This is a genomic window from Streptomyces sp. NPDC002490, from assembly GCF_040296045.1.
GTDB lineage: Bacteria > Actinomycetota > Actinomycetes > Streptomycetales > Streptomycetaceae > Streptomyces.
In genome coordinates this window covers 117,631-134,355 of the sequence record NZ_JBEOWM010000007.1, presented here as the reverse complement: position 1 = coordinate 134,355, position 16,725 = coordinate 117,631, and the positions used below count along the sequence as shown (strand labels likewise).

Sequence of the window (16,725 nt, the reverse complement as noted above, 5' to 3'; positions counted from 1 at the left end):
CAGGGGCGGTCAGAGTCCGGCGGCGGCGCGCAGGGCGTCGACCCGGTCCGTGCGCTCCCAGGTGAAGTCCGGCAGCTCACGGCCGAAGTGCCCGTACGCGGCGGTCTGGGCGTAGATCGGCCGGAGCAGGTCGAGGTCGCGGATGATCGCGGCCGGTCGGAGGTCGAAGACCTCGCTGATCGCGCTCTCGATCCGCTCCGGGTCGACCTTGTGGGTGCCGAAGGTCTCGATGAACAGGCCGACCGGCTCGGCCTTGCCGATGGCGTAGGCCACCTGCACCTCGCAGCGGGAGGCGAGCCCGGCCGCGACGACGTTCTTGGCCACCCAGCGCATGGCGTACGCGGCCGAGCGGTCGACCTTGGACGGGTCCTTGCCGGAGAAGGCGCCGCCGCCGTGGCGGGCGTAGCCGCCGTAGGTGTCGATGATGATCTTGCGACCGGTGAGGCCGGCGTCGCCCATCGGGCCGCCGATCTCGAAGCGCCCGGTCGGGTTCACCAGCAGGCGGTAGCCCTCGGTCTCCAGCTTGATGCCGTCGTCCAGGAGCGCCTTCAGCTCGGGCTCGACGACGAACTCGCGGATGTCGGGAGCGAGCAGCGACTCCAGGTCGATGTCGGAGGCGTGCTGCGAGGAGACGACGACCGTGTCGAGCCGGACGGCCTTGTCGCCGTCGTACTCGATGGTGACCTGCGTCTTGCCGTCGGGACGCAGGTACGGGATGGTCCCGTTCTTGCGGACCTCGGACAGCCGGCGGGAGAGCCGGTGCGCCAGGTGGATGGGGAGCGGCATCAGCTCGGGCGTCTCGTCGCACGCGAAGCCGAACATCAGGCCCTGGTCGCCGGCGCCCTGTCGGTCCAGGTCGTCGGTCCCCTTGGACTCGACGCGGGACTCGTACGCGGTGTCGACGCCCTGGGCGATGTCGGGCGACTGCGCGCCGATGGACACCGAGACGCCGCAGGAGGCGCCGTCGAAGCCCTTCTTCGACGAGTCGTACCCGATGCCGAGGATCGTGTCGCGGACGAGTTGCGCGATGGGCGCGTACGCCTTCGTCGTGACCTCGCCGGCCACGTGGACCAGGCCGGTGGTGATCAGCGTTTCCACGGCGACCCGGGACGTCGGGTCCTCCCGCAGAAGCGCGTCGAGAATGGTGTCGCTGATCTGGTCGGCGATCTTGTCGGGGTGACCCTCGGTCACGGACTCCGAGGTGAAGAGACGGCGGGACACATCGCTCCCTGTGGTTGCAGCGGCTGCTGGCTGTTCATAGGCGGGCCCTCCGGAGGCTGCGCCCGGGGGGTCCGTCATCAGTTTATCGGTCGCGCTCGCCGGACGGGTCACGTGTCTCGCCACCTGGGAGGGCTGTGACCTGCGGCACTGGCATTCTGGTGCACGGTCGGTGCGCGCACCAGTACGCCCTGCCCGAATGTGGGGGTTGCCAAATCCCGGGAAGGGGGTTCCGGCGATTGTCGCGCAGGGACCGTCGCTCACCCCGTGGGCGCGCCGGGGAACCGGGCCGCCACCAGGTCCCAGACGGTGTCCGCCACGGCGTCCTTCGGTCCGAAGGGCACCGGGGTCAGGGTGCCGTCCGCGCCCAGGACCACGGCTTCGTTCTCGTCGGCGCCGAAGGTCTTGCGCTCCCCGACCTCGTTGACGACCAGCAGGTCACACCCCTTGCTGCGGAGTTTGGCGCGGCCGTTGTCGAGCACGTCGTCGGTCTCGGCGGCGAAGCCGACGACCACCTGTCCGGGGCGGGCCCGGTCCCGGGAGACCTCCGCAAGGATGTCCGGATTCCGTACCAGGACGATGGGGTCGGGCTCGTGCCCGTCCCGCTTCTTGATCTTGCCGGGGGCGTAGGCGGCGGGGCGGAAGTCGGCCACCGCGGCGGCCATGACCACCGCGTCGGCGGTGGCCGCGGCGGCGAGCACGGCCTCGCGCAGTTGGGCGGCGGTGCCCACCGGGACCAGGTCCACCCCCGCCGGGTCGGGGAGGGTCCCCGCGGTGTTGGCGGCGACCAGGGTGACCCGGGCGCCGCGGGCGGCGGCGGACCGGGCGAGCGCGTAGCCCTGCTTGCCCGAGGACCGGTTGCCGAGGAAACGGACCGGGTCGAGCGGCTCCCGGGTGCCGCCTGCGCTGACGACCACGTGCCGGCCGGTCAGGTCGGGCTCGCGGACGCCCCGGGCCAGGACACGCCGGCACACCTCGTAGATCTCCCCCGGGTCGGGCAGTCGGCCCTTGCCGGTGTCCACCCCGGTGAGCCGGCCGACCGCGGGTTCCACGACGACCGCGCCGCGGCGGCGCAGGGTGGCCACGTTCTCCTGGGTCGCGGGGTGCTCCCACATCTCGGTGTGCATGGCGGGCGCGAAGACGACCGGGCAGCGCGCGGTGAGCAGCGTGTTGGTGAGCAGGTCGTCGGCGAGGCCGTGGGCGGCCTTGGCGAGCAGGTCGGCGGTGGCCGGGGCCACCACGACCAGGTCGGCTCCCTGGCCGATGCGGACGTGGGGCACCTCGTGGACGTCGGACCAGACCTCGGTGGCGACGGGTTGCCCGGAGAGCGCCGACCAGGTGGCGGCACCGACGAAGTGGAGCGCGGACGCGGTGGGGACCACCCGGACGTCGTGTCCCGATTCGGTGAGCCGTCGGAGCAGCTCGCACGCCTTGTAGGCCGCGATGCCTCCGCTGACCCCGAGCACGACCCTGGGCCTGGCCGCCTTGTTCATGTGTCTCCCGCCTCGACTCGCGTTCCGGCCCCGGGCCGGCACGCATCCCGTTGGTGCGCGTGTCACGTCCCATCAGACACCACGGGCCCGGCAGCGTCGCTGCCGGGCCCGTGACGGGTGGTGCTGCGGAGGAACCGCCGAGCTACTGGGCGGGGCCGTCGACGGCCTCGGAGGTCAGCAGGCCCGCGTTGATCTCGCGCAGGGCGATCGAGAGCGGCTTCTCGTGGACGTGGGTGTCGACGAGCGGACCGACGTACTCCAGCAGGCCCTCGCCGAGCTGGGAGTAGTACGCGTTGATCTGCCGGGCACGCTTGGCCGCGTAGATCACGAGGCTGTACTTGGAGTCGGTGGCCTCAAGCAACTCGTCGATCGGCGGGTTGATGATGCCCTCGGGCGCGGTGATGGAAGAGGACACGCTCTACCTTCCGAAATATGGGCCGTCGCTGCGGTCCGCGGTGGACGCGGGGCGCGGGGCCTTGAGGAAAAGACGGTACGGGATCAGCGAAGATCACACGACGTTCATCAAGGCTAGCAGCTCGCGCGCCACGTCCTTGACCGAGGTGTTGACCAGGGTGGTGTCGAACTCCGACTCCGCGGCCAGTTCGGTCGTGGCGGCTTCCAGTCGGCGGGCGATCACCTCGGGGGACTCCGTGCCGCGGCCGGTGAGGCGACGGACCAGTTCCTCCCAGGAGGGGGGCGCGAGGAACACCAGCTGGGCGTCCGGCATGGACTCCCGCACCAGGCGGGCGCCCTGGAGGTCGATCTCCAGGAGCACCGGCTCGCCGGCCTCCAGCCGCTGCTGGACGGCGCCGCGCGGGGTGCCGTAGCGGTTCCCGGCGAACTCGGCCCACTCCAGCAGCTCGCCGTTGGCGATCAGCTTGTCGAACTCCTCGTCGGTGACGAAGAAGTACTGCACACCGTGCTGCTCGCCGGGACGGGGCCGCCTGGTGGTGGCCGAGACGGAGAGCCAGACCTCGGGGTGCTCCTTGCGCATGTGGGCGACGACCGTGCTCTTGCCGACCCCGGAGGGGCCGGAGAGCACGGTCAGCCGCGGACGTGCGTCCGGGGGTACGGGGGGCGTCCCCCGGGATGTTGCAGCCATGGAGCGATTATCCAGCTTCGCGGGGGTGCCCGAGAACGTCAGGCGGGGCCGCCGCCGAACTCCCGCTCCAGGGACGCGATCTGGTTGGAGCCGAGCCCTCGGACGCGCCGGCTCTCGGAGATGCCGAGCCGCTCCATGATCTGCTTGGCGCGGACCTTGCCCACGCCCGGGAGGGACTCCAGGAGGGCGGAGACCTTCATCTTGCCGATGACGTCGTTCTCCCGGCCTTGTTTGATGACCTCGTGGAGGGAGGCGCCGGAGTGCTTGAGTCGATTCTTGACCTCGGCCCGCTCCCGGCGAGCCGCGGCGGCCTTCTCGAGCGCGGCTGCGCGCTGTTCAGGGGTCAGGGGCGGAAGAGCCACGCCTACGTCACCTCGGATGTCGAACTGTCGGATGTCTGTCAGGTACAGCAGTCCGGTGAGGAACCTAGTCGCCCCACACCTGGGGAGCAACGAGCAACGCGCTTGCCCGTCCGCTCTCGACGGAGACTAGCGGCCACGGCCCCCCGAGTCAGCGAGAACAGCGGAAAACTCCTGGTCAGCCTTGCCAGAGCCCGACATTTTCGGGCAAATGGACCCTGTTTCTGAGAACTCTTTCAGAAGACACGCCGGGGCGGGTGCAGGGCGGACGGCACCCGCGGAGCCGAATTCGGGAGACTGCCCACCTCGGACCGCGCCGAAACCGACACCTCGTGGCACTTCCGGCAGGTGCCCCCGTACCGCCCCTCGGAGGCGGCGGCACGGCGGCGGAGCAGGCGGTCAGCCCCGCCCGACCGCCTCGCGGACCTCGTCGGCGAAGCGGTCCGCCGACGACCGCAGGGCCGCCGGGTCCGGGCCGTGCCGCAGCACCCCGCGACTGACGTTGGGCACCACCTGGTGCACCGCCGCACCGAAGACCCGGGGCAGGTCCGCCGGGGTCGCCCCCTGGGCCCCGATGCCGGGCGCCAACAGCGGCCCGTCGATCGCCAGGTCCTCGGCGGACAGGTCCGCGAGGGTCGCCCCCACGACCGCCCCGAAGGAACCCAGCGGGGCTCCGCCGGCCACCTCGGGCGCGTTCTCCGCGGCGAGGTGCGCCAGCATCGTGGACCCGACCGTGCGCCCGTCCCCGCGCACCGCGTGCTGCACCTCCGCGCCCTCCGGGTTGGAGGTCAGCGCCAGCACGAACAGTCCGGCGCCGCTCTCCCGGGCCAGCTCGACCGCCGGCGCCAGCGCGCCGTAGCCCAGGTAGGGCGAGACCGTCAGGGCGTCCGAGAACAGCGGGGCGTTTGGGCGCAGGAAGGTGTCGGCGTACGCGGCCATGGTCGAGCCGATGTCCCCGCGCTTGGCGTCCATCAGCACCAGGGCCCCGGCCGCGCGGGCCTCGGCCACGCAGGTCTCCAGCACCGCGACGCCGCGGGAGCCGAACCGCTCGAAGAACGCGCTCTGCGGCTTCAGCACCGCGACCCGGTCGGCCAGCGCCTCGACCACCGTGCGGCTGAAGCGCTCCAGCCCGGCCAGGTCGTCGCCGAGCCCCCAGGAGGTCAGCAGGGAGGCGTGCGGGTCGATGCCCACGCAGAGCGGGCCGCGGGCGTCCATCGCCCGGCGCAGCCGGCTGCCGAAGGGCGCTGTGGGGGCGGCGGGGGCGGTGTCGGTCATGCGGACCTCCGGGAGTCGGCGCCGACGGCCTCGGCGAGGGTGGCGTACGGGGAGGCGGCCAGTCGGGCGGCGAGTCCGCGGTGGACGCCCCGGGCCCAGGTGGGGCCCCGGTAGATGAACGCGCTGTACCCCTGCACCAGGGTGGCGCCGGCCAGGATGCGCTGCCAGACGTCCTCCGCGTCCTCGACGCCGCCGACCCCGATCAGGGTGATGCGGTCGCCCACCCGGGCGTACAGCCGGCGCAGGACCTCCAGCGAGCGCTCCTTCAGCGGGGCGCCGGACAGTCCGCCGGCCTCGGCGAGCAGCGCGGGGTCGCTGCGCAGCCCGAGGCCCTCGCGGGCGATGGTGGTGTTGGTGGCGATGATGCCGTCCAGGCCCAGCTCCACGGCGAGGTCGGCGACGGCGTCGACGTCCGCGTCGGCGAGGTCGGGCGCGATCTTCACCAGGAGCGGCACCCGGCGGCCGGTGACCGAGCGGTCGGCGGCCTCGCGGACCGCGGTGAGCAGCGGGCGCAGGTGGTCGACGGCCTGGAGGTCGCGCAGTCCGGGGGTGTTCGGCGAGGACACGTTGACGACGAGGTAGTCGGCGTGGCGGGCGAGCCGTTCGGTGGACTTCACGTAGTCGGCGACGGCCTCCGCCTCCGGGACGACCTTGGTCTTGCCGATGTTGACGCCCACGGTGGTGCGGAACACCTCGCGGCGGGCGTCGAGCCGGGCCGCGACGGCCGCCGAGCCCTCGTTGTTGAAGCCCATGCGGTTGATCAGCGCCCGGTCGGCGGTCAGCCGGAAGAGGCGGGTGCGGGGGTTGCCGGGCTGCGGCTCCCCGGTGACGGTGCCGATCTCGACGTGGTCGAAGCCCAGCATCGCCAGGCCGTCCACGGCGATCGCGTTCTTGTCGAAGCCGGCGGCCAGGCCGAAGGGGCTGTGCAGCCGCAGCCCGAGCGCCTCGGTGCGCAGTTCGCGGTGGCGCGGGGCGAGGTAGCCGGCGACGAAGGTCCGCAGCACGGGGGTGCGGGCCGCGAGCCGGATCCAGCCGACGGCCAGGTGGTGGGCCTGTTCGGGGTCCAGGCGCCGGAACAGGTGGTGGAAGAGGAGCTGGTACACGGTGGTGGGTCCCTCGGTCCGGGGGGCGGGGCGCCGGACGGGCGCGGGTCATGGAACGGGGGCACCGTTTCCGGTGCCCCCGGGGGCGGTGCCGTGCGGCGGGCGCGGGCCGGCCCCGTCGAGGGCCGGCCCGCGCTGCGGGATCAGTCCCGGGCCGCGGTCAGCTGCTGCGCGTGCTCCTGGAGCGAGCGCACGCCGACGTCGCCGTGGTGCAGCGCGTCGATGCCCTGGACGGCGGCGGCGAGCGCCTGCACGGTGGTGAGGCAGGGCACCGACCGGGCGACGGCCGCGGTGCGGATGTCGTAGCCGTCGAGCCGGCCCCCGGTGCCGTAGGGCGTGTTGACGATGAGGTCGACCTCGCCGTCGTGGATGAGCTGGACGATGGTCCGCTCGCCGTTGGGGCCCTCGCCCTCGGACTGCTTGCGCACCACCGTGGCGTTGATGCCGTTGCGCTTGAGGACCTCGGCGGTGCCGGAGGTGGCGAGCAGTTCGAAGCCGTGGGCGACCAACTCCCGGGCCGGGAAGATCATCGATCGCTTGTCGCGGTTGGCGACCGAGATGAAGGCCCGGCCCTTGGTCGGCAGCGGGCCGTACGCCCCGGCCTGCGACTTGGCGTAGGCGGTGCCGAAGACGGAGTCGATGCCCATGACCTCGCCGGTGGAGCGCATCTCCGGGCCGAGCACGGTGTCCACGCCGCGGCCGTGGATGTCGCGGAACCGCGACCACGGCATGACGGCCTCCTTGACGGAGATCGGCGCGTCCAGCGGCAGGGTGCCGCCGTCGCCCTGGGCCGGGAGCAGCCCCTCGGCCCGCAGTTCGGCGACGGTCGCCCCGAGCGAGATCCGGGCGGCGGCCTTGGCGAGCGGGACGGCGGTGGCCTTGGAGGTGAAGGGCACGGTCCGGGAGGCGCGCGGGTTGGCCTCCAGGACGTAGAGGATGTCCCCGGCCATGGCGAACTGGATGTTGATGAGCCCGCGGACCCCGACGCCCTTGGCGATGGCCTCGGTGGAGGCGCGCAGCCGCTTGATGTCGAACCCGCCGAGGGTGATCGGGGGCAGGGCGCACGCCGAGTCGCCGGAGTGGATGCCGGCCTCCTCGATGTGCTCCATCACGCCGCCGAGGTAGAGCTCCTCGCCGTCGTAGAGGGCGTCCACGTCGATCTCGATGGCGTCGTCGAGGAAGCGGTCCACCAGGACCGGGCGGGAGGGGCTGATCTCGGTGGACTCGGCGATGTACGAGGAGAGCCGGGCCTCGTCGTAGACGATCTCCATGCCGCGCCCGCCGAGCACGTAGGAGGGGCGCACCAGGACCGGGTAGCCGATCTCGTCGGCGATGGCCTTGGCCTCGGCGAAGGTGGTGGCGGTGCCGTGCTTGGGGGCGGGCAGTCCGGCTTCGGCCAGGACCCGGCCGAAGGCGCCGCGGTCCTCGGCGGCGTGGATGGCCTCCGGGGGCGTGCCGACGATCGGCACGCCGTTGTCCTTGAGCGCCTGGGCCAGGCCCAGCGGGGTCTGGCCGCCGAGCTGGACGACGACGCCCGCGATCGGTCCGGCGAGGGACTCGGCGTGGACGATCTCCAGGACGTCCTCCAGGGTGAGCGGCTCGAAGTAGAGCCGGTCGGAGGTGTCGTAGTCGGTGGAGACGGTCTCCGGGTTGCAGTTGACCATGACGGTCTCGTATCCGGCGTCGCTGAGCGCGAAGGAGGCGTGCACGCAGGAGTAGTCGAACTCGATGCCCTGGCCGATGCGGTTGGGGCCGGAGCCGAGGATGATCACCGCGGGCTTCTCGCGCGGGGCGACCTCGTTCTCCTCGTCGTAGGAGGAGTAGAAGTACGGGGTCCGCGCGGCGAACTCGGCGGCGCAGGTGTCGACGGTCTTGTAGACCGGGCGCACCCCGAGGGCGTGCCGGACCTCGCGGACGACGTCCTCGCGCAGTCCGCGGATCTCGGCGATCTGGGCGTCGGAGAAGCCGTGCCGCTTGGCTTCGGCCAGCAGCTCGGGCTCCAGCCGGTCGACGGCCGCCAACTCGTCGGCGATCTCCTTGATCAGGAAGAGCTGGTCGACGAACCAGGGGTCGATCTTGGTGGCCGCGAAGACCTCTTCGGGGGTGGCGCCGGCGCGGACGGCCTGCATGACGGCGTTGATCCGGCCGTCGGTGGGGCGCACCGCCTCGCGCAGCAGCTCGGCCTTGTCGCCGGGCTCGCCCACGAAGGTGAACTGGCTGCCCTTCTTCTCCAGCGAGCGCAGCGCCTTCTGGAGGGCCTCGGTGAAGTTGCGGCCGATGGCCATGGCCTCGCCCACCGACTTCATGGTGGTGGTGAGGGTGGAGTCGGCGGAGGGGAACTTCTCGAAGGCGAACCGGGGCGCCTTGACGACCACGTAGTCGAGGGTGGGCTCGAAGGACGCGGGGGTCTGCTCGGTGATGTCGTTGGGGATCTCGTCGAGGGTGTACCCCACGGCGAGCTTGGCGGCGATCTTGGCGATGGGGAAGCCGGTCGCCTTGGAGGCCAGGGCGGAGGAGCGGGAGACCCGGGGGTTCATCTCGATGACGATGACCCGGCCGTCCTCGGGGTTGACCGCGAACTGGATGTTGCAGCCGCCGGTGTCCACGCCCACCTCGCGGATCACGGCGATGCCGATGTCCCGCAGGATCTGGTACTCGCGGTCGGTGAGGGTCATCGCGGGGGCGACGGTGATCGAGTCGCCGGTGTGCACGCCCATGGGGTCGAAGTTCTCGATGGAGCACACGACGACGACGTTGTCGTGCTTGTCGCGCATCAGCTCCAGCTCGTACTCCTTCCAGCCGAGGATGGACTCCTCCAGGAGCACCTCGGTGGTCGGCGAGAGGGTGAGGCCCTGGCCGGCGATGCGGCGCAGTTCCTCCTCGTCGTGGGCGAAGCCGGAGCCGGCGCCGCCCATGGTGAAGGAGGGGCGGACGACGACGGGGTAGCCGCCGAGGGTGTCCACGCCGGCGAGGACGTCCGCCATGGAGTGGCAGATCACCGAGCGGGCGGACTCGCCGTGCCCGATCTTGGCGCGGACGGCCTCCACGACCTCCTTGAAGAGTTCGCGGTCCTCGCCCTTGTTGATGGCCTCGACGTTGGCGCCGATCAGCTCGACGCCGTACTTGTCGAGGGTGCCCGCCTCGTGCAGCGAGATGGCGGTGTTGAGGGCGGTCTGCCCGCCGAGGGTGGGCAGCAGGGCGTCGGGGCGCTCCTTGGCGATGATCTTCTCGACGAACTCGGGGGTGATCGGCTCGACGTAGGTGGCGTCGGCGATCTCCGGGTCGGTCATGATCGTCGCCGGGTTGGAGTTCACCAGGACGACGCGCAGGCCCTCGGCCTTGAGGACGCGGCACGCCTGGGTGCCGGAGTAGTCGAACTCGGCGGCCTGACCGATGACGATCGGGCCGGAGCCGATGACCAGGACGGACTGGATATCGGTGCGCTTAGGCACGCTGGCCCTCCATCAGGGTGACGAAGCGGTCGAACAGGTAGGCGGCGTCGTGCGGACCCGCGGCGGCTTCGGGGTGGTACTGGACACTGAACGCGGGCTTGTCGAGGAGCCGCAGCCCCTCGACGACCTGGTCGTTCAGACAGACGTGGGAGACCTCGGCGCGACCGTGGGGGGTGTCGCTGACCCGGTCGAGGGGGGCGTCCACGGCGAAGCCGTGGTTGTGGGCGGTGACCTCGACCTTGCCGGTGGTGCGGTCCTGGACGGGCTGGTTGATGCCCCGGTGGCCGTACTTCAGCTTGTAGGTGCCGAAGCCGAGGGCCCGGCCGAGGATCTGGTTGCCGAAGCAGATCCCGAACAGCGGGGTGCCGCGGTCCAGGACCGCGCGCATCACGGCGACCGGGTGGTCGGCGGTGGCGGGGTCGCCGGGGCCGTTGGAGAAGAACACCCCGTCGGGCTCGACCGCGTACACGTCGTCGACGGTGGCGGTGGCGGGCAGCACGTGCACCTCGATGCCGCGCTCGGCCATCCGGTGCGGGGTCATGCCCTTGATGCCGAGGTCGACCGCGGCGACGGTGAAGCGCTTCTCGCCGATCGCGGGGACCACGTACGCCTCGCGGGTGGCCACCTCGGCGGAGAGGTCGGCGCCCGTCATCTCCGGGGCCTGACGGACCTCGGCCAGCATGGTGCCCTCGTCGGGCAGGGCGTTGCCGGAGAAGATCCCGACCCGCATGGCGCCGCGCTCGCGCAGGTGGCGGGTGAGGGCGCGGGTGTCGACGCCGGAGATCCCGACGACGCCCTGGGCGGCGAGTTCCTCGTCCAGGGAGCGGCGGGAGCGCCAGTTGGAGGGCGTCCGGGCGGGGTCGCGGACCACGTAGCCGGCGACCCAGATGCGACGGGACTCGGGGTCCTCGTCGTTGACGCCGGTGTTGCCGATGTGCGGGGCCGTCATCACGACGACCTGCCGGTGGTACGAGGGGTCGGTGAGGGTCTCCTGGTAGCCGGTCATGCCGGTGGAGAACACCGCCTCGCCGAAGGTCTGGCCGACCGCTCCGTACGCACGGCCCCGGAAGACGCGGCCGTCCTCCAGGACGAGTACGGCGGGAACCCGGGTTCCCCTGGTGGAGGTCGGCTGCGCTGTCTGCGCGCTCATCGGTCCGCGCCTTCCGTGGTGGTGGTGTGCAGGGGGGTGCCCTCGGTGGGGCGGTGGGGGTCGACGGGGGCGCCCAGCGCCTCGACCCAGGCGGGGTGCTCGGCGGCCCGGTCGGAGCGGAAGCCCGAGTCGATCAGGCGGTCGCCGTGCTGCCAGGTGAGGACGAGCAGTCCGCCCTCGGCGAGGACCTTGCCCGCGATGCCCTTGTCGAGCCGGGCCCCGCGCAGGCGGTCCGCGGGGACGAAGAAGTCGTTCGCCCCGGGGCGGACCACGGCCAGGCCCGCGTCGGTGAGGGTCAGCTCGGCCCGCGAGCGGGCGCCGAGGCCGTGGGCGACGATCCGGTCGAGCCACTGCCCGGCGGTGGTGGAGCCGTGGTAGCGGCCGTGCAGGGTGAGGCGGGGGGTGCCGGGGTCGGCGGGCGCCTCGGGGAGCGGGGGCAGGTCGCCCTGGAGGGTGCCGCGCCACTTCCACCCCTCGCGCATCAGCCAGTACACGAGGGCGACGAAGAGGACCAGGCCGACGAGCCAGCCGATGCGGGCGGCCCAGTCGGTGACCTCCGCCGATTTCCGCTCGGTGGCGAGCACGGTGAGGAGTTCGGCACTGCGCAGGGGGTGAGACATCACACGAGCTTCCCGTCGACGACCGTGGCACGGCCCCGCAGCCAGGTGTGGGTGACGCGTCCCGGCAGCTCGCGCCCCTGGTACGGGGTGTTGCGGCTGCGGGAGGCGAAGCCCGCGGGGTCCACGGTCCCACGGTAAGCGGGATCGACCAGGGTCAGGTTGGCGGGCTCGCCCACCGAGACGGGGCGGCCGTGTCCGGCGAGGCGTCCGATCTGGGCGGGACGCACCGACATCCGGTCGGCGACCTGCGCCCAGTCGAGCAGTCCGGAGTCGACCATGGTGTGCTGGACCACGGAGAGCGCGGTCTCCAGGCCCACCATGCCCATGGCGGCGGCGGCCCACTCGCAGTCCTTGTCCTCGTGCGGGTGGGGGGCGTGGTCGGTGGCCACGCAGTCGATGGTGCCGTCGGCGAGCGCCTCGCGCAGGGCCAGCACGTCGGCCTCGGTGCGCAGCGGCGGGTTCACCTTGTAGACCGGGTTGTAGGTGCGCACCAGCTCGTCGGTGAGGAGCAGGTGGTGCGGGGTGACCTCGGCGGTGACGTCCCAGCCCTTGGACTTCGCCCAGCGGACGATCTCCACCGAGCCGGCGGTGGAGAGGTGGCAGATGTGGACCCGGGAGCCGACGTGCGCGGCGAGCAGCACGTCCCGGGCGATGATCGACTCCTCGGCGACGGCGGGCCAGCCGCCGAGACCGAGTTCGGCGGAGACGACGCCCTCGTTCATCTGGGCGCCCTCGGTGAGCCGGGGCTCCTGGGCGTGCTGGGCGACGACCCCGTCGAACGCCTTCACGTACTCCAGGGCGCGGCGCATGATCACCGCGTCGTCCACGCACTTGCCGTCGTCGGAGAAGACCGTCACCCCGGCGGCCGAGTCGTGCATGGCGCCCAGTTCGGCGAGCTGCTTGCCGGCGAGGCCGACCGTGACGGCGCCGACCGGCTGCACGTCGCAGTAGCCGTGCTCGCGACCGAGCCGGTAGACCTGCTCGACGACGCCCGCGGTGTCGGCCACGGGGAAGGTGTTCGCCATGGCGTGCACCGCGGTGAAGCCGCCGACCGCGGCGGCGCGGGTGCCGGTGAGGACGGTCTCGGAGTCCTCGCGGCCGGGCTCGCGCAGATGGGTGTGGAGGTCGACCAGGCCCGGCAGCAGGACCTGCCCGTCCGCCTCGACCACGGTGGCGCCCTCGGCGCTCAGCCCGGTGCCGACCCCGGCGATGGTCTCGCCGTCGACCAGGACGTCCTGCGGCTCGCCGCCGAGCACCCGGGCACCGCGAATCAGGATCTTGCTCATGTCGTTACTTCTCCTCGGTACGGGTGTGGGTGACGGCGGGCTCGTTGCCGCCGAGCAGCAGGTAGAGGACGGCCATCCGGATGGAGACGCCGTTGGCGACCTGTTCGACGGCGGTGCAGCGGGGCGAGTCGGCGACCTCGGCGGTGATCTCCATGCCGCGGACCATCGGGCCGGGGTGCATCACGATGGAGTGTTCGGGCATCCGCGCCATCCGGTCGGCGTCCAGGCCGTACCAGCGGGCGTACTCGCGCTCGGTGGGGAAGTAGGCGGCGTTCATCCGCTCGCGCTGGACGCGCAGCATCATCACCGCGTCGGACTTGGGCAGCACCCGGTCGAGGTCGTAGGAGACCTCGCAGGGCCAGTGCGAGACGCCGACCGGCACCAGGGTCGGCGGGGCGACCAGGGTGACCTCGGCGCCCAGGGTGTGCAGCAGGTCGACGTTGGAGCGGGCGACCCGGCTGTGCAGGACGTCGCCGACGATCGTGATGCGCTTGCCGGCGAGGTCCCGGCCGAGCCCGGTGTCCCGGCCGACGAGCCGCCGGCGCATGGTGAAGGCGTCCAGCAGGGCCTGGGTGGGGTGCTGGTGGGTGCCGTCGCCGGCGTTGATGACGTGGGCGTCGATCCAGCCGGAGGTGGCGAGCCGGTAGGGCGCTCCGGAGGCCCCGTGCCGGATGACGACGGCGTCGACCCCCATAGCCTCCAGGGTCTGCGCGGTGTCCTTCAGGGACTCGCCCTTGGAGACCGAGGAGCCCTTGGCCGTGAAGTTGATGACGTCGGCGGAGAGCCGCTTCTCGGCGGCCTCGAAGGAGATCCGGGTGCGGGTGGAGTCCTCGAAGAACAGGTTGACGACGGTGCGACCGCGCAGGGTCGGCAGTTTCTTGATCGGCCGGTCGGCGACCCGGGACATCTCCTCGGCGGTGTCGAGGATGAGGACGGCGTCGTCACGGGTGAGGTCGGCGGCCGAGATGAGGTGACGCTGCATCTGGATGCTCCGTGGGCGGGTTCGGCGGTGTGCGGGGACGGGCGGGGCGTGCGGGGCCGAGGGGCTCCCGGGGGAAGGAAGCGGACCGGATCGTTCCGGAACGTTCCCGTGCAGGCGCGCACGACGGGGGTGCTGCGCCGCGACCCGGTGGTCTCCCGCGGACGGTGTGCCGGGGGCTCAGCCGGCGGGGCCGGCCGGCTTGGTCCCGAGCAGGACGGTGTCCCGGCCGTCCTCCTCCGCCAACCGGACCCGGACCGTCTCGCGCAGCGAGGTCGGCAGGTTCTTGCCGACGTAGTCCGCGCGGATGGGCAGCTCGCGGTGGCCCCGGTCCACGAGGACGGCGAGCTGCACCGCGCGCGGGCGGCCGATGTCGTTCAGGGCGTCGAGGGCGGCTCGGATCGTGCGGCCGGAGAAGAGCACGTCGTCGACGAGGACGACCAGCCGTCCGTCGATCCCCTCGCCGGGGATCTCGGTGCGCGCCAGGGCGCGCGGCGGGTGCATCCGCAGGTCGTCGCGGTACATGGTGATGTCGAGGGAGCCGACCGGGGTGTCGCGGCCGGTGATCTCCGCGAGCTTGGCGGCGAGCCGGCGGGCGAGGAAGACCCCGCGGGTGGGAACGCCGAGGAGCACCACGTCGTCGGCGCCCTTGGCGCGTTCGACGATCTCGTGGGCGATGCGGGTGAGCACCCGGGCGATGTCCGGGGCCTCCAGGACGGGACGGGCGGTGCCGTCCTGGCCGTGCGGGCGTTCGGTGCTGCTGGTGTCCATAGGAAACGGACCTCCTTCTCCGCCTCACGGGACGGACCTTAAAGGACGTCGGAATTGCGCCGTCCACGGTAGCAGGCCGCGTGTTCCCCCAGTTCACCCCCTCACCGTGCGCCCCGGGGCGAGGCAAGGAAGAGTCGGTGCTGACCATTCGGCTTGACGCATGCAAGTCACGCTGCGTAACCTCACAGTGAGTCACCAGCCTTCGTCCGGGGAGCCATATGTCCAGCGAATACGCCAAGCAGCTCGGGGCCAAGCTCCGGGCCATCCGCACCCAGCAGGGCCTGTCACTCCACGGCGTCGAGGAGAAGTCCCAGGGCCGTTGGAAGGCAGTGGTGGTCGGTTCGTACGAGCGCGGGGACCGCGCCGTGACCGTCCAGCGCCTTGCCGAACTGGCGGACTTCTACGGGGTCCCGGTGCAGGAGCTCCTGCCCGGCACCACGCCCGGCGGTGCCGCCGAGCCGCCGCCGAAGCTCGTCCTGGACCTGGAGCGCCTCGCCCACGTCCCGGCCGAGAAGGCGGGCCCGCTCCAGCGCTACGCCGCCACCATCCAGTCCCAGCGCGGCGACTACAACGGCAAGGTGCTGTCGATCCGCCAGGACGACCTGCGCACCCTCGCCGTGATCTACGACCAGTCCCCCTCGGTCCTCACCGACCAGCTCATCGGCTGGGGCGTCCTGGACGCGGACGCGCGCCGCGCGGTGGCCCACGAGGAGGGCTGAGCCGCCGCCCGGGTAGGGCACAGCAGAAACGTGCCGCCCGGGTGGTACGGACCGACCGGTCCGTACCACCCGGGCGGCCCTTGCGCGCCCCGCGCCCTCCGAGCACGTCGGACCACCCGTTCGGCGGTGTGCACACGGGCGGATCGCGGGGCGGAACGACACCGGTCCCCGTCGGGATCGACGGGGACCGGCGGCCGGTCACGCCCTGCGCAGACCGGGCTTCAGTTCCTTCAACCGTCCGAGCAGTCCGTTGACGAAGGACGGCGAGTCGTCGGTGGAGAACTCCTTGGCCAACTCGACGGCCTCGTCCAGGACCACCGCGTCGGGCGTCCCGTCGACCCAGATGAGTTCGTAGGCCCCGAGCCGCAGGATGTTCCGGTCCACGACCGGCATCCGGTCCAGCGTCCACCCCACGGAGTACTGGGCCAGCAACTCGTCGATGCGCTGCGCGTGCTGCGCGTAGCCCTCGACCAGCTCCATGGTGTACTCGCTGACCGGCGGCTGCCGGGAGTCGGTGCGTGCGTGGCGCACCCAGTCCGCGAGGACCGTCAGGACGTCCGCACCGCGCTGGTCGCCCTCGAACAGGATCTGGAAGGCGCGCTTGCGGGCCGTGTTCCGGGCAGCCACGGTTAGCTGTTCACCCGGCCGAGGTAGTCACCCGAACGCGTGTCGACCTTGATCTTCTCACCGGTGGTGATGAAGAGCGGGACCTGGATCTCGTAGCCGGTCTCCAGCTTGGCGGGCTTGGTGCCGCCGGTGGAGCGGTCGCCCTGGACGCCGGGCTCGGTCTCCGCGATGACCAGCTCGACGGCGGTCGGCAGCTCGACGAAGAGCACGTTGCCCTCGTGCTGCGCGACGGTGGCCTCGAAGCCCTCCAGGAGGAAGTTCGCGGCGTCGCCGACCGTCTTGCGGTCGATGTGCAGCTGGTCGTAGGTCTCCATGTCCATGAACACGAAGTACTCGCCGTCCATGTAGGAGAACTGCATGTCGCGCTTGTCGACGGTGGCCGTCTCGACCTTGACGCCGGCGTTGAAGGTCTTGTCGACGACCTTCCCGGAGAGGACGTTCTTGAGCTTGGTGCGCACGAAGGCCGGGCCCTTGCCGGGCTTGACGTGCTGGAACTCGACGACGGACCAGAGCTGGCCCCCGTCGAGCTTGAGCACCATGCCGTTCTTGAGGTCGTTCGTGGAAGCCACGG

General features: G+C 71.9%; 16 protein-coding genes. 1 reads left to right on the top strand and 15 read right to left on the bottom strand.

Annotation, left to right across the window (positions count from 1 at the left end):
* Window positions 1-9 precede the first annotated feature (9 nt).
* From metK to pyrR, 13 genes are all read right to left on the bottom strand, one after another.
* On the bottom strand, window positions 10-1,221 hold the full coding sequence (metK, locus tag ABT092_RS06800; protein ID WP_351240558.1) for a methionine adenosyltransferase: 1,212 nt from the start codon (window positions 1,219-1,221) through the stop codon (window positions 10-12).
* Window positions 1,222-1,478: 257 nt separating this feature from the next.
* Entirely contained in the window at window positions 1,479-2,711 is a 1,233-nt protein-coding gene (coaBC, locus tag ABT092_RS06795) for a bifunctional phosphopantothenoylcysteine decarboxylase/phosphopantothenate--cysteine ligase CoaBC (RefSeq protein ID WP_351240556.1), read from the bottom strand.
* 142 nt (window positions 2,712-2,853) lie between these two features.
* Window positions 2,854-3,126, bottom strand: coding sequence for a DNA-directed RNA polymerase subunit omega (gene rpoZ / locus ABT092_RS06790; RefSeq protein ID WP_030620214.1), 273 nt, complete (start codon window positions 3,124-3,126; stop codon window positions 2,854-2,856).
* Between the two features lie 93 nt (window positions 3,127-3,219).
* Window positions 3,220-3,813 (bottom strand): guanylate kinase, encoded by a 594-nt coding sequence (gene gmk / locus ABT092_RS06785; protein WP_351240554.1) that lies wholly within the window; start codon window positions 3,811-3,813, stop codon window positions 3,220-3,222.
* Between the two features lie 38 nt (window positions 3,814-3,851).
* Window positions 3,852-4,175, bottom strand: coding sequence for an integration host factor (locus ABT092_RS06780; RefSeq protein ID WP_351240552.1), 324 nt, complete (start codon window positions 4,173-4,175; stop codon window positions 3,852-3,854).
* 396 nt (window positions 4,176-4,571) lie between these two features.
* Window positions 4,572-5,447: an orotidine-5'-phosphate decarboxylase gene (gene pyrF, locus ABT092_RS06775; RefSeq protein WP_351240550.1), complete on the bottom strand. Its 876-nt coding sequence runs from the start codon at window positions 5,445-5,447 to the stop codon at window positions 4,572-4,574.
* On the bottom strand, window positions 5,444-6,550 hold the full coding sequence (locus ABT092_RS06770) for a quinone-dependent dihydroorotate dehydrogenase (RefSeq protein ID WP_351240548.1): 1,107 nt from the start codon (window positions 6,548-6,550) through the stop codon (window positions 5,444-5,446). The genes pyrF and ABT092_RS06770 overlap by 4 nt, the downstream gene beginning before the upstream one ends.
* Window positions 6,551-6,693: 143 nt before the next feature.
* A complete protein-coding gene (gene carB, locus ABT092_RS06765) occupies window positions 6,694-10,002 on the bottom strand; it encodes a carbamoyl-phosphate synthase large subunit (protein WP_351240546.1) in 3,309 nt (1,102 codons plus the stop codon).
* A complete protein-coding gene (gene carA / locus ABT092_RS06760; RefSeq protein ID WP_351240544.1) occupies window positions 9,995-11,152 on the bottom strand; it encodes a glutamine-hydrolyzing carbamoyl-phosphate synthase small subunit in 1,158 nt (385 codons plus the stop codon). The genes carB and carA overlap by 8 nt, the downstream gene beginning before the upstream one ends.
* Window positions 11,149-11,772: a PH-like domain-containing protein gene (locus ABT092_RS06755; RefSeq protein ID WP_351240542.1), complete on the bottom strand. Its 624-nt coding sequence runs from the start codon at window positions 11,770-11,772 to the stop codon at window positions 11,149-11,151. Before ABT092_RS06755 ends, carA begins: the two co-directional genes overlap by 4 nt.
* Window positions 11,772-13,058, bottom strand: a complete 1,287-nt coding sequence (locus ABT092_RS06750) for a dihydroorotase (RefSeq protein ID WP_351240540.1) — start codon at window positions 13,056-13,058, stop codon at window positions 11,772-11,774. The genes ABT092_RS06755 and ABT092_RS06750 overlap by 1 nt, the downstream gene beginning before the upstream one ends.
* Window positions 13,059-13,062: 4 nt before the next feature.
* The gene (locus tag ABT092_RS06745) at window positions 13,063-14,040 is read right to left on the bottom strand and encodes an aspartate carbamoyltransferase catalytic subunit (protein ID WP_351240538.1); all 978 of its coding nucleotides are present in this window, start codon (window positions 14,038-14,040) and stop codon (window positions 13,063-13,065) included.
* 177 nt (window positions 14,041-14,217) lie between these two features.
* A complete protein-coding gene (pyrR, locus tag ABT092_RS06740; protein ID WP_351240536.1) occupies window positions 14,218-14,808 on the bottom strand; it encodes a bifunctional pyr operon transcriptional regulator/uracil phosphoribosyltransferase PyrR in 591 nt (196 codons plus the stop codon).
* 218 nt (window positions 14,809-15,026) lie between these two features.
* Here pyrR and bldD point away from each other — a divergent pair, with 218 nt between their 5' ends.
* The gene (bldD, locus tag ABT092_RS06735) at window positions 15,027-15,527 is read left to right on the top strand and encodes a transcriptional regulator BldD (protein ID WP_351240534.1); all 501 of its coding nucleotides are present in this window, start codon (window positions 15,027-15,029) and stop codon (window positions 15,525-15,527) included.
* Window positions 15,528-15,725: 198 nt separating this feature from the next.
* Here the strand turns inward: bldD and nusB are convergent, their stop codons facing one another.
* Together nusB and efp are read right to left on the bottom strand one after the other, a co-directional pair.
* Window positions 15,726-16,154 (bottom strand): transcription antitermination factor NusB, encoded by a 429-nt coding sequence (gene nusB / locus ABT092_RS06730; protein WP_351240532.1) that lies wholly within the window; start codon window positions 16,152-16,154, stop codon window positions 15,726-15,728.
* Window positions 16,155-16,156: 2 nt separating this feature from the next.
* Window positions 16,157-16,723: an elongation factor P gene (efp, locus tag ABT092_RS06725; RefSeq protein WP_351240530.1), complete on the bottom strand. Its 567-nt coding sequence runs from the start codon at window positions 16,721-16,723 to the stop codon at window positions 16,157-16,159.
* Window positions 16,724-16,725 lie beyond the last annotated feature (2 nt).

Coding starts and splice junctions, on each gene's coding strand:
- coaBC (WP_351240556.1), bottom strand. CDS start 2,711: ATGAACAAGGCGGCCAGGCCCAGGGTCGTGCTCGGGGTCAGCGGAGGC.
- gmk (WP_351240554.1), bottom strand. CDS start 3,813: ATGGCTGCAACATCCCGGGGGACGCCCCCCGTACCCCCGGACGCACGT.
- pyrF (WP_351240550.1), bottom strand. CDS start 5,447: ATGACCGACACCGCCCCCGCCGCCCCCACAGCGCCCTTCGGCAGCCGG.
- carA (WP_351240544.1), bottom strand. CDS start 11,152: ATGAGCGCGCAGACAGCGCAGCCGACCTCCACCAGGGGAACCCGGGTT.
- ABT092_RS06755 (WP_351240542.1), bottom strand. CDS start 11,772: ATGTCTCACCCCCTGCGCAGTGCCGAACTCCTCACCGTGCTCGCCACC.
- ABT092_RS06750 (WP_351240540.1), bottom strand. CDS start 13,058: ATGAGCAAGATCCTGATTCGCGGTGCCCGGGTGCTCGGCGGCGAGCCG.
- ABT092_RS06745 (WP_351240538.1), bottom strand. CDS start 14,040: ATGCAGCGTCACCTCATCTCGGCCGCCGACCTCACCCGTGACGACGCC.
- pyrR (WP_351240536.1), bottom strand. CDS start 14,808: ATGGACACCAGCAGCACCGAACGCCCGCACGGCCAGGACGGCACCGCC.
- bldD (WP_351240534.1), top strand. CDS start 15,027: ATGTCCAGCGAATACGCCAAGCAGCTCGGGGCCAAGCTCCGGGCCATC.